The sequence below is a fragment of the Arenibacter algicola genome (assembly GCF_018860365.1).
GTDB lineage: Bacteria > Bacteroidota > Bacteroidia > Flavobacteriales > Flavobacteriaceae > Arenibacter > Arenibacter algicola_B.
In genome coordinates, this window is the sequence record NZ_JAHKPO010000003.1 from 568,126 (window position 1) to 580,859 (window position 12,734).

Annotated in this window: 11 protein-coding genes; 5 read left to right on the plus strand and 6 right to left on the minus strand. The window is 38.5% G+C overall.

What is annotated here, in order from left to right:
* The 3 genes from KO529_RS04370 to pelA all read right to left on the minus strand — a co-directional run bounded on the left by KO529_RS04370 (position 1) and on the right by pelA (position 3,954).
* The gene (locus tag KO529_RS04370) at positions 1-1,281 is read right to left on the minus strand and encodes a nucleoside hydrolase-like domain-containing protein (RefSeq protein WP_215946683.1); all 1,281 of its coding nucleotides are present in this window, start codon (positions 1,279-1,281) and stop codon (positions 1-3) included.
* A gap of 58 nt (positions 1,282-1,339) precedes the next feature.
* Positions 1,340-2,767: a nucleoside hydrolase-like domain-containing protein gene (locus KO529_RS04375; RefSeq protein ID WP_215946684.1), complete on the minus strand. Its 1,428-nt coding sequence runs from the start codon at positions 2,765-2,767 to the stop codon at positions 1,340-1,342.
* A gap of 71 nt (positions 2,768-2,838) precedes the next feature.
* The gene (pelA, locus tag KO529_RS04380; RefSeq protein WP_215946685.1) at positions 2,839-3,954 is read right to left on the minus strand and encodes a pectate lyase; all 1,116 of its coding nucleotides are present in this window, start codon (positions 3,952-3,954) and stop codon (positions 2,839-2,841) included.
* 339 nt (positions 3,955-4,293) lie between these two features.
* Between pelA and KO529_RS04385 the strand changes: the two genes are divergently transcribed.
* The 3 genes from KO529_RS04385 (at position 4,294) to KO529_RS04395 (ending at position 7,662) form a co-directional block, all read left to right on the plus strand.
* Positions 4,294-5,166: a helix-turn-helix domain-containing protein gene (locus tag KO529_RS04385; RefSeq protein ID WP_215946686.1), complete on the plus strand. Its 873-nt coding sequence runs from the start codon at positions 4,294-4,296 to the stop codon at positions 5,164-5,166.
* 832 nt (positions 5,167-5,998) lie between these two features.
* Positions 5,999-6,820, plus strand: coding sequence for a sensor histidine kinase (locus KO529_RS04390; protein WP_215946687.1), 822 nt, complete (start codon positions 5,999-6,001; stop codon positions 6,818-6,820).
* Between the two features lie 119 nt (positions 6,821-6,939).
* Positions 6,940-7,662, plus strand: a complete 723-nt coding sequence (locus tag KO529_RS04395) for a LytR/AlgR family response regulator transcription factor (protein ID WP_215946688.1) — start codon at positions 6,940-6,942, stop codon at positions 7,660-7,662.
* A gap of 76 nt (positions 7,663-7,738) precedes the next feature.
* On the opposite strand, the gene KO529_RS04400 is transcribed toward KO529_RS04395, so the two are convergent.
* Positions 7,739-9,115, minus strand: coding sequence for a vanadium-dependent haloperoxidase (locus KO529_RS04400; RefSeq protein WP_215946689.1), 1,377 nt, complete (start codon positions 9,113-9,115; stop codon positions 7,739-7,741).
* 398 nt (positions 9,116-9,513) lie between these two features.
* Positions 9,514-10,425 carry a YihY/virulence factor BrkB family protein gene (locus KO529_RS04405; protein WP_215946690.1) on the minus strand — a complete coding sequence of 304 codons (912 nt, stop codon included), beginning with the start codon at positions 10,423-10,425 and terminating at the stop codon, positions 9,514-9,516.
* 347 nt (positions 10,426-10,772) lie between these two features.
* Here KO529_RS04405 and KO529_RS04410 point away from each other — a divergent pair, with 347 nt between their 5' ends.
* Both KO529_RS04410 and KO529_RS04415 read left to right on the plus strand, forming a co-directional pair.
* Positions 10,773-10,940, plus strand: coding sequence for a lmo0937 family membrane protein (locus KO529_RS04410; protein WP_215946691.1), 168 nt, complete (start codon positions 10,773-10,775; stop codon positions 10,938-10,940).
* 283 nt (positions 10,941-11,223) lie between these two features.
* Positions 11,224-12,246 (plus strand): AI-2E family transporter, encoded by a 1,023-nt coding sequence (locus KO529_RS04415; protein ID WP_215946692.1) that lies wholly within the window; start codon positions 11,224-11,226, stop codon positions 12,244-12,246.
* A gap of 260 nt (positions 12,247-12,506) precedes the next feature.
* Here KO529_RS04415 and KO529_RS04420 read toward each other — a convergent pair whose 3' ends face one another.
* On the minus strand, positions 12,507-12,692 hold the full coding sequence (locus KO529_RS04420; RefSeq protein WP_111622110.1) for a CsbD family protein: 186 nt from the start codon (positions 12,690-12,692) through the stop codon (positions 12,507-12,509).
* Positions 12,693-12,734: the final 42 nt, after the last annotated feature.

A 12,734-nucleotide genomic window follows, 5' to 3' on the forward strand; every position in this document is an offset into this window, starting at 1 on the left:
TTATTTGTTTATTGATTGCCACCTTTTAGCCCAATCCATTAAATAGGCTTCCCGATGTTTTGAAATTGTTTTCGCGCCTTGCTGATCTCCGATAAAAAGGTCGGGAGCTGGCTTGTCGCTATACCAATTGGAACCAAGAGGGTAATCATTGGGAGTTGTTTTTCCTGGCCATGGGGTTATACTAACAAACTGACCTCGTTGGGCATCCAATTCGGGTATGGCACTTTTGGTGAAATAGCTGCCGGTTTCCGGTTTTTTGGAGGAGTAGCGTACCCCATAAATTCCATTGCCAAGATAATATCCTGGCCATGACTGATTGGAAATCTCCAATGTAAAACAAGTGGAATCTTGCGGAATGGGCAGGTCAGGCCCTTTAAATCTCCATTCCAATTCGGCATAGGCGGCTACCGTATCTTTCTTGCTGCTGTTTCCTTCAAAAATAGTTCGTGAGCTATTTTTGATCGGGGTAAAACTTCCGCCCCAACTTTCGCCTGTAGGATTATCTGCATCACCATTCATCAGATAGGCCAAGGAAGGGGTGTCGCCCATTTTAATTTCGCCCTTATAGTGGTTTTTAAAATTTTTCCCTAAGGCCCCTCTTCCCTGGATATAGTTGTTGTAATAGGATTTGCCTTTGAGTTTATTGGGTGATTCTGAATCCATGAACCAGCCTCTGTAAGTTGAATTAGCTTCGATTATCCATAGGTTGGGATGATTTTTTACAATGTAGGCATAGGCATTGATGCTCCATTTTTTATTTGGACCACCAATCCAATATACCCTTATTTTTTCTTCAATTCCAGGTGCATCATGTAGCGCCTGTGCCAAATCTTCCAAACCGCCCCAGACCAAAATCCATAGGGGTTTGCCGGTTGTTCTATTGGCGCATTTAATGATCCATTCCGAACCTTCCGTGGCTTTATCGTATCCTTTGTAAGGGGCCTCTAGTATTGTTCCCTGTTTGCAAACGGCCCTGAGTGAATCTGGATGGGACAAGTTCGGGGTATATCGTTTTAATTCAGGTAAATCCTTTTCATAAAGGTCAATCATATTCAGAAAATCCTTTTTTCGACCTTTGCCAAAGGGGGAGGAAACCAGGCCCTCTATTTGGAAAAGGTCGGAATACATCAATAAATGTATCATGGATTGAAAGTCATCGGGATCGGTTCCACCAATATCCGAACTGATCAATATTCGAGGTTTTTCTACAATTTGCTTGCTGTTTTTAGATGCACAACTTTGTAGAATTAAGAAGGAAAATATAAAAATTAGTTTATTCATGGTCGTTTTGTTTTATTCCCAATGGTTGGATCGATGTCTTCCAATTGGTAAGTACCGACTATTTTGGAAGAACCGTCACTATTACACGCTTGTATCTTGACAACGCAGGGGTGCCCTTGTCCGATAGTTTCAAAATGAAATGAATGGTCTCCTTCTTTTTTACTATCGGAGCCCTAAGGTTTACAATATGCACGTTCTCAGCACCCAAATCTATTTTTTCTTTATATGAACTTTCCTCTGGATAATGGAACCACAAATAACTAAGATTATCGCCATCAGGATCCCTAGATTTAAAAGCATCTAGGCTAAAGGCTTCGCCCGACTTTACCGTTAATCGATCGGAATGGGTCAGTTCCGGTACGGGTGGGTGGTTGGCTTCCTCATAGGTTTGGGTACACCAATCCATACGGGCCGCAAAATCATTTTGAAAATCTTCCCTCCAGCGCCATAACGTTACTTTGTTATCTTTGAATGTAATGGTATCCTTTTTAACGGAACGGCCATATTCCTTAGGAACGTAAGGGGTGTAATTATCATCGGTATTGGTCCAAATTGCCCTGGTCTCAGGAGCAATTTTTACAATGGAGCTTCCTTTTTTTGTTTTTGAGAAATTGGGTTTGTACAATTCATAGCGTCCGCCCCATGCACCCCATTCCGGATGTTCAGGTTCGTTAAGTCCGTTGGGTATTAACGATAAAAATGCGGGTGTATCTCCTTCTACGCCCCAAGCAACATCCGGATATTCAGCTCCTAAAGGTCCATGATTCTGTTGAATGTTTTGGGCTATCCAGATGTTGCTGATCGAGCTGTTGTCTATTCCTTTTATATAGCTATTGATGCCCGTCCAAGTTGCAGTGCCGTAATAATCTCCCGGACTAACGATATAAAAAAGCTCAGGAAAATTGTTCCGTATCCAAATACCGCTATCATCTTGGTCCGAGATGGTATAGACTCGGAGTTTTGAGATAAGTCTTTGGGCCTCCTTCTTACTTTTGGTTTTCCGAATTTGGTCAAGGGATTGGGCCAAAGTATTAACACCGCCCCAAACTGAAATCCACAATGGGCGATCATCTTTTTCTTCCAATACTTTGATTATCCACTCGGAACCCTCTGAATTTTTTCCGTCACCAACCCCCTTCATACCATATTCCGGAAGGCCGTTTTTAATTAATGCTGCCAATGCTTCTGGTTTGGGAAAACCAGCTTCATGTTTTAAAAGGTTGGGATGTACTTTGCCATAGGCCTGAATGACACGTTCTATGGATTCTGGGGCTATTCTATGCTGTAACCAACAAGACGTTGTGGCGACAATTCCCTTTATGTCAATTTGGTTGGAATACAAAAGCAAACGCACCAAAGACTGAGTGTCATCGGGGTCGGCTTCAATATCGGTTAAAATAATTACCCTATTTTTTTGATCTATTTGGGCAAAAGTTGTGATAGAGGATACCAAACAAAAGGAAATAAACAGATAAAATGTTTTCATATCAATGAAATTAAGGGTTTTTCAATTATGGATTAATTGTTATCCTAAAATTCTTCAAAGGTTAGGCATGTTTATTTATTTCTTGATAGATTTATGTTTGCCAACCATTCCGGGTATTTTTTTAGTACCTTTTCCGGTGCATTTGTGTACCAACTATAACCGTTCCTTCTATTGTCGCTTATGTCTGCGAGCGAGTTTCTTTTGACACCATCCCGACTACAGAAATATATAGTGCTGGTTTCTAAATCATAAAAGCGTCCCCATAAGGTGGGTGCATTTTTATCTTCCACAACAATTCTATTCTTTCCTCCGTCCTTGTTGATTTCCGTCTCTATTTTTATACCCTCAATTCGGTTGTTTTCAAACCATTGTACAGCCCCGTTTACAGAAGTAACAATTTCTTTGGAAGGATTATCTATGTCCATCAATAATAGTACAATCCCCACGGATTCTGAACCGCTAAACGAAGGAAGTTCGTAACTACGGGCCTTTGCAGGGGCCAGTGTCACTGAATCATGCTGGGCACACCAGACCGCTGGTTTGCCTTTGTATATTATTTGTGTATCAAGAAAACATTGAATGCCCTTATCGTACGCTTTTTTGGCTTCTTCCCTTATGTTGGCACTTAATTGAAGTGATGCGTATTCTTTGTTATCCGAACTAATTCCTTTTAGGAATTTCATGATATTGACCATGGCATCGTCGTTATAAGTGATATGGCCAGAATAAGCTACACTCCCTTGGCGCACTGGAAAAAATTGTGGCCATCCGCCATTTTCGTATTGTGCCTCAATGATGTAATTGAGTCCCTTTTCAAAAGCTTTTTTGTACTGATTATCCTGAATTTGTGAATGTATTTTAGCCAAGAACCTAAGTTCTGTTATGGTGGCACCATTATCGAAGGTTGCTCCAATTTCATCCTTGTTATTTTTATAATGGGATTTCTCTGCCTCAGAAAATGGATGATGGTAGTCTTTGTTTTTCTCCCATCCTCCGATTGCTTTTTGACTTAGGATTACATTTTCTGCAACCAATTGCGCTTTATTAGACCCATACCACTCTAAAGGCATGCCTGTGGCAACATCCCCCCATCTCATACTCAGATAGTCAGTGGTTTTGTTTTGAGTGTAGCCCACAGTTGTGATTAAGGTCATTACTGCTATTGTAATAAGTTTAATTAGTTCCATGTTTTTATTTTTTGAAAATGATTTGAATTTCTGTCTATTGACAGATAACTCTGATTAATTTTTTATGAATTCGGCAATATGTCATCGAATTCTACTACTCGATTGAGTCGGTTATAATCTAATTCTTAGTTTCGAAATGAATCGAAGTTGTTAATGCAAACTACGTACCCGGCAACCTCCGGTCCATTTTTCATATTCGTAAGTGCAAATAACCCAGTTTTACAACTGTTGGTAATGGTTTAGGGTAATACTCACTTACAAGGTGAAAATTAAAATAATCGGATACCCCTATTTCAAAATGCTAAGATATGCTCGTAATTATACACATACTTCCTATATTTGAATAAATACCTATCACTTTCCTATATGTTAAAGCATTTCGATGAAAAAAGAGAAGATTTAGCCCCCTATGGTCTTACCTGTGAAGTTTGGCGGCCCAATGTAATGAGAAGGGCCGATAGACATAATGAAATAGAAATTAATTATTTACCGGAAGGATCTATCACCTATTTGATCCATGACAAAAAAATACATGTGGAAAAGGGCAGTTTTGTTGTTTTCTGGGCATTGTTACCACATCAAATTGTTGATTATGAAGGTGATGCGCCATATTTCGTAATTACTATACCCTTTGGATTGATATCTCAATGGAATATGTCCAAATCATTTTTGGATCTACTATTTAAGGGACGGATACAAATGTTTGAAACAGTGCAGAACCTCCAAATAACAACGGCCCTGTTTAAACAATGGGTACTTGACCTGGAAAGCAAATTATCCTATCTAAATGAGGTTTGCGCCCTTGAAATTCAGGCCTACCTAAAGCGATTGATGTTTCAAAAATCGAATAATGACGAAATAGAGCTTAAGATGGAACTGCCGCCAATGAACCTTGTAGAGCAAATGGCCATATTTATTGCCCAAAATTTTACAAAACCAATTAAAGTCACTGATGTTTCCCGCGCTGTGGGAATTCATTCCGATTATGCCAATGCTATTTTTAAAAAGGCCTTTGATGTATCGCTTTCCCATTACCTTATTCAGCAACGGGTATTATACGTACAGAGAAAACTAACCATCACCATGGATCCAATTACTTCCATAGCCTATGAAGCTGGTTTTAATTCCATAAGTAGATTTAATGCCAGTTTTCTAAAATTCGTGGGCATGACACCAAGGGAGTACCGAAAAATAATCCAGTCGGACATATAAAACGAAGGTTTTATGGACAATTTTACTCTAGAGGGGTAAATATCCCAAGAATTGCCTAGTCAATACATCGTTAGAGCTTGTAAACGGGTGCCTTTAAAGTTATTTAATATCAACCCCATGAACAAGAGTCTCTTTAAATGTTGAGTTTTGTCCCGGAACAAAATCTCTTAATTTACTTTCCCTATTAAGAAATTCTCCTTGACTCAATATGATTTGGGCGTTGAACTTCTCAAAACTATTTTTTGCCAAGTATGCACCAATTGGTCCAACAGCACTTCCATAGGCAATATCTTCCTTGGAGCAGGAAACAATGCCAAAAGTGATAATACCAAGGACTCTAATTAATAAAATAGACTTTGTTTTCTTGAAACACTTAAATATAATTCAAAGATTGGGGTCAATTTTAATAGGCGGGTAGAAGGCGCAATTTGTTGTACAGAGGATCAGTTTCCATTTAATAATGGATAGACCGCTCAATTTTGATCTTCTATCTACGAAAGTTCGTTGTTCGTCATCAAATTTTTCCATTTGGAGTAGATTGTTTAACTTTAATAGAGACTTTATGTAAACGGAACTTATGGGCACCCTGCGTCGATTCCAAGATTCCATCTGTCTGAAAACAATCGGGCTGCACCTTGTTTTTTGGGTTTTTATCGTCACCTATTTCGCGTGGGGTTTTGGCCTTAATGTAAATCCAAAAAAGTCTTTTATAAACTCCATGTATTTTTTGCCGGGACATATTATTATGGTGTATTCCCTGCTCTACTTTTTGGTCCCCAGATTTTTGCTTAAAAGCAAATTTTTACAATTTTTTATTGGGCTATCAATTGTAATGTTGTTCTGCATTCTCTATACTATTTTGGCCCAATTACAATTGTCATCCAGTATTGACGATTTTAAGGGTATTACCTTTACCGTGGGCAGGAACGTATTGCCTTTTCTGCACGTTGCGGGGATAGCTCTATCCATTAAGCTCTTAAAATACTGGTATTTGCAAAGGAAGAGGACCATTGAGGCCGAACAACAGAAAACAGTTGCTGAATTAAAACTGTTGAAAGCGCAGTTGCATCCCCATTTTTTATTCAATACTCTTAATAATTTGTATTCACATACGTTGGAGGCGTCACCGAGATCCCCTGAGATAGTGCTGAAACTTTCTGGGCTCCTGCGGTTTATGATCTATGATAGCAACGTTCCAAAAATCTCCTTGGTGAAGGAGATCGAATTGTTGCAAAACTATATATCTCTAGAAAAGTTGCGTTACGGTGATAGGTTGGATTTATCCATGACCATTACTGGTGACATTGGGCGATTTCAGATTGCACCGTTACTATTACTTCCTTTTTTGGAAAACACCTTTAAGCATGGAACCAGTAGACAGGTAGAAACAAGTTGGATAAGTTTTCATCTTTCTATGCAGGGTTCCACCATGTACTTCAAATTGGTGAACAGTGTAGATGCCGATGAGGCAAAAACCAGAATTGGGGGATTGGGCCTTCAAAATGTACGGCAAAGGCTGGAACTTTTATATAAACATAACCACACTCTGGAAACGGTGATGTTGGACGAAGTTTTTGTTGTAACCCTAGAAATCAATTTGGAAGAATTGGAGAAACAATATGAGGACGAATTGGTTTTAAGCATATCAAATTAATCTATATTTTGAAATGTTCCAATCCAATTATCGATAGTAATCCGACCAGAATTTAAAGTGCTAGCGCAGCTTGAATTTGGGAATATCTCTTGTCAGAAGAAACTATTAACCATTGACAGATGAAATATAATTGTATTATTGTGGATGATGAGCCCCATGCGATCAAGATCCTTGAAAGCTACATAAGGTCTACGGATCAACTAAAGATTGTCGGAACTTGCAGTAATGCATTTAGAGCAATCAATATTTTGAACAATGAAAAGGTAGACCTTATATTTCTTGATATTAATATGCCAAAATTGCTTGGCACGCAATTATTGAAAACACTTCAATATCCCCCGAAGGTTATTTTTACTACGGCCCATAAAGATTATGCTATTGAGGCATTTGAACTGGATGCCATTGATTATCTGTTAAAACCTATTTCCTTTGAGCGGTTCTTAAAGGCGGTGAATAAGTTTTGCCATACAACAACTGTTGAGGTGGCTCCTGCTAATCATGGACCGGGCTTCTTATATTTTAGGGCAGACCGTAAAATGGTAAAAGTATTTTTAAAGGATATTTTTTACATAGAAAGTTATAAGGACTATATAATTATCCATAAAAAAACGGATGTGGTCAAGGTAAAGCTAACGATCAGTGCCGTTGAAAAAATGTTGCCACAGAATTTATTTTTGCGGATCCATCGTTCCTTTCTGGTGGCTATCAACCAAGTAACCGCGTATACGAAATACGATGTTGAAATTGGGATAATTGAACTACCCATTGGTAGGAGCTTTTCCTCCGTAATTCAAAAGTTGACGGATAATACCTCAATCATTGCTAACTTGGATAGTCCATAGATAACCGGGTTAAAACCAGGATCCAGTTTTATTTCTAAAACTGGATCCTATTAAGTTCAATATTCCGATGTGGATTTTAAGGTAGTTCCCTTAAATTGTTTTCAAATACAAATTTTGACAATTGTCTTCCCATTTTTTTTCCTTCGATTATATCTTGTCGAAAATGATAGCCTATATATATCCTGGAAAGCGAAATTTCATCTGCAAGTTGAGAAAAGCTTTTATAACTTCTTTTTGTTCCAGGCAGACTAATACTTTCAATGGTAAATGATTTTTTGTCTTTCCCGAAGAACAATTTGAACAACTCTGCAGCAGCTCCTCCGTTGGCAGCGTGGGAGGAAGGGTAAGACGGTGTTGGTGGTGTTACTCTTACCTCGGGCCGTTGAGGTATATTCCAGTTGGTGTCTCCGGCCGTGTTATTATTTCCGTCGTTCTCTCCTTCTCTAATCGCAGTTATGGGTCTCCAGCTATTGTAGTAATATTTGGCCTCAAAAATGCTTATATGTGCATCGGCTTGAACCATATGGGTAAGGGCTAGAAGTCTGGCAGTCTCGAATCCGTTAAGTTTATCCCCGACTGCCAATAATCTGGCTATACGGTTCATGGCACTTGGAGAATTTTCAATAAAGAAGGCTCCTAGGTCTAATTGCTCCTGGGTTCGATCAGGGCAATCGTTGCACCCTAATAGCTTAACTTCATCATAATCGGAAGCATATTCCGGCGAAGTGATTGGATATGTTGGACCAGGTCTAAACTGTTTCCCCGAAGTTATGCCAAATGGCTCAACATTTCCCCAATCTGGAGCATAAACGGCATTTGCTGGCCAAATGGGAAGATTGGCGATTGTCCATGGCATATAGGATCTATATTCACCCGGCAGTGTCCCTTGAGTGGAAGCCGTGAACATGGGCCTTAAATCTTTTTGCCTTTTTTCCAAAATAGCGGCTGCTGCCTCTTCACCAATCTTAATTCCTTTTTCTTTGAATTCCGAGTCTTCAATTTTCGAGAGGCATTCAACTAAGAGATCATCGGCATTTAACTTCCAACCTGGAGCCACAATGACTAGTACGTCATGTGCAGCTTGTGCCACTGCCGCATCCGCGATTTGTACTATTTTTTTCTTTGGGATATCTTTAGGATTCACCAGACTATTATCTAGAGCGTAGGGTTCATATTTAGGAACAATATTATTCAATGCGTCGTGTATGGCCAATGTTACCATTGCATATGCTCTTGATTCCGGAGGAGGTGGACTTAAATTATCAATGGCCAAACCAATGGCATTGTCCCATTTCAACACCATTTCATTGTTATATGATTTTATCATTCCATTATACATTAATTTCCAATCGGAAACAAGAATCGGATCTTCTTCAAAATTGTTCGTTTCGCAAGCAACGATTGCGAGAAACAACATTACAATGTGCCCAAAAAGCTTAACATTTTTTTTCATGACAGTATATTTTTAGGATTTCATGCTAAAAATATTGCATTCCACGTTTCAGAAATTTTTGTTATGATGTATAACCTATTTTATGGTAAGAAGGAAGTGTTTTGATCGACAAACGGAATCGATAATTCCATCTAAAAACATTCCGATTTTAATATTGGTCACCTAGCTCTAATTATTCCATGAAAAGGCAAAGTAAGAATCTCCCAGAATGGCGTTTAAGGTGTGATAGTTTATTTTGCCATAGTCAAGTATAACGTACATTTTATTTTTGGACCAACGAAATTGGCAATTGGAATATTAAGAATAAGAATTGAATTGGGTTTTGCTCCCAACAATATCTTTTCATGTTTGCAAGCCACTAATCAGAAGCGCCTTTTTCAAAATGGGCAAAAACAATATCAACAAGGGTCCTTGTCCCTAACGGCCCTACTATTTGGCTTAATACCGTACCCAAACCTTTCGGAATAGTTGTAGGTGAACTCGGCCCCGAAAAATAAGATGAGACAGGAGTAGGATACCCATAATAGTATTAATACAATAGTACCTGCCGCACCGTAGGTAGATCCTGGTTCTGCCTGTCCGAAATAATACCCCAAGGCCGATTTCCCCAAAACGAATAAGAGAGCCGTTAAAACGGCACCTATCTTCACCGTAGGCCATTTTACCTTGGCATCGGGCAGGTATTTGAACATTAGTCCAAAAAGAACCGATATTATGGCTATGGAAATCAGAAAATCAAAAGCATAGGCGGCGTAAAGTAACACATCGGGCAAAACCTCCCGAATAAAATCGTTAAGGATCGATATGGCTGCCGTAACTATGAAACTGATGAGCAATAGAAAACCTATAGCCAGAATAAAGGCAAAACTTAATACACGGTCTAAGATCACTTTTTTTATTTTCGCCTGCGGGTCCGATTTAATTCTCCAAATGGCGTTCAATGAAATTTTTAAGTGATACACTACTCCAGTAGCTGCAAAAAGAAGAATACCGATACCGATAATGGAGGATAAGGTACTTTTTTGTTCGCTCTGTGTTTCCTCTATCATAGCTTGGATAGATGTTGCAGCGTCACTACCCAGGGCCATGGAAAATTCTTCTGTAAGTTTTCCCTGTACTATTTCCGTTCCCCAAACTGCCCCAATAACATTTACTATAATGACCAAAAGGGCGGGGAGGGAGAGTATGGCGTAATAGGCTACCACTGCACTGGACCTAAAAGGGTCGTGGGACAACCATGACTTATACGTGTCAGCGATTAAGCTGGGTATGGCTTTGAAAGAAAATTTTTCGGAATTATCGTTGTCCATACTGTTTTGTTTTTAATTGTAGAAACCCGAAGGGTAACTTAATCCAAAATCTTTGAATTTCTTGACGTTAATCCATTCAATTTTAATCCAATTTATTGGAGGCCTTAATGTCAATAGCGGAAATCTTTGGTAGGCGTTACGTTTATAGGGTCTTAAAGAACAATGATTTACAAGTAGTGCTTGTACAGTTTAGATTTTGAATAGGTGTTGATTGCATTAATAAATTTAGCTATTGAATTACAGTTGGTTATTGGATTGGAATAACTTTAAATTATATAGAATAATATGGGCAGCCTCCGCTGAATCTATTTTCTGTTCATAAACTTTAATCACTAAAACTTGAAATTATGAGAAGTATACTTTGGTTAATCGCTGTAATTTGTATCGTTATCTGGATCTTGGGCTTCTTTGGCATAGTGGCCGGAATGGCGACCAGTAACTTGATCCATATTCTTTTGGTAATCGCTATTATCGCCGTTCTTTATAATATTATATCGGGACGTAAGCCTCTTTAATATTTTGCAATTTAAATAGCTTGGAGCTCATTGTGCGTATATTGTAAGTTCCCAATTTTATATCCAATAATGCAAAAGCTGAACTGGAGACCATTTTAGGGAACAGTCGGATTATGTATTTATCAGAATAGTAATCTTGGGATTTTTTTAGAATGTATTATACTATGGATTTCTAGGCCCATTGTAATTTAAGGTATTCACTGTAATGATCATATAGAAGATAATAAACACATAAAATAACTTTTAAATATATATTGACCTTATTTAATTGGGCAATCCTACTATGACGCATATCAATCCTAAAGTAATTCGACAAATATTTAGCTTACTCCTTATTATTATGTTGGGAGGCCTAATATTTCAGGCGATACTTCCTTATTTTTCCGGTGTTTTGGGAGCCATAACCATTTATGTGCTTTTGCGTGCACCCATGTCCAAGCTTGTAAAAAAAGGGTGGCCTCCAAATTTGGCTGCCGTTGTTTTACTTATAGGATCATTCGTTTGTATTTTGTTACCTGTTTCCGGAATTGTCCTTATGTTGGGAAATAAGGTGGAGAGTGCCATTCAAAATTCGGAAAAAGTAATTTCTGCTGTGGAATCCCAACTCGCAACTTTGGAGAGTAAATTCGGATATGATTTTACTTCCCAAATTGATCCCAGTGGGGTGTCTACATGGCTTTCCAACAACCTTCAAGGCCTGGCAGGTGGAACCTTTAATGTTTTTATTGCTGTTGGTATCATGTATTTTATGCTTTTTTATATGCTGACCAATCGTCGGGAATTACAAGAGTCCTTATTTAGGTATATTCCAATTAGCCAGGAAAATCTAAAAATTATCAGCGATGAAATTGGGACTATGGTACGTTCCAACGCTCTGGGAATCCCTTTGGTGGCCCTGGCACAAGGGATAATTGCGCTAATTGGGTTTTTAATATTTGGGGTTCAAGCTCCGTTCTTCTGGGCTGTTATAGTTACCATTGGTTCTATGGTGCCCTTCATTGGGGCGTTGTTAGGGATATTACCTGTATTTATTCTTTCTTTTGCTGAAGGCAACAATTTTCAGGCTTGGGGAGTTCTGCTTTATGGTCTCATCGTTGTTGGGTCTACCGATAATTTGTTCAGGCTCTATGTACTTAAAAAGTTGGATAACGTACACCCCTTAATTACATTGATCGGAGTAATTGTTGGTGTGCCCATTTTTGGATTTATAGGACTGATATTTGGTCCCCTGCTTATTAGTCTTTTCCTGATTATTGTGCGAATGTACAAAAAGGAATACGCTAAGGACAATACGGATAAGCTATAAGTGCTGTTTTAATTAGGTCTTTTTTTAACAGTTATCAACTTTCTTTTCTACTAGCCTTTTTTTTGCGTTAGGCCTGTCTGTGGTGGGCAGGGACCGCCTAAATAATTAAGCAAAACCTTACTGAAATACAGATTCTCCTAATTTTTAATATTGGCTCTTGCCAAGGTTTAGGCATGATTCATTACTACTCTTCGTAAAAAAACAACCCCTACAAGATTGTAAGGGTTGTTGCAATAAGATTTCAACTTATAAGTTCGACTCTATAGATTGTCGATCTCTTCTTTTAATTGCTCTTTTCTCTTTCCGGTTTTTTCTTGTAACCGGCCTAAGAATTCGTCGAACTTACCTTCTGAATAAGTTAGGTCGTTGTCGGTTAGATCACCGTATTTCTGTTTAAACTTACCTTTGACCTGTTTCCATTTTCCTTCTAATTGATCACTGTTCATAGTATTTTTATTTAAGGTCTGCAATAAAAAGCAGACAGGTTA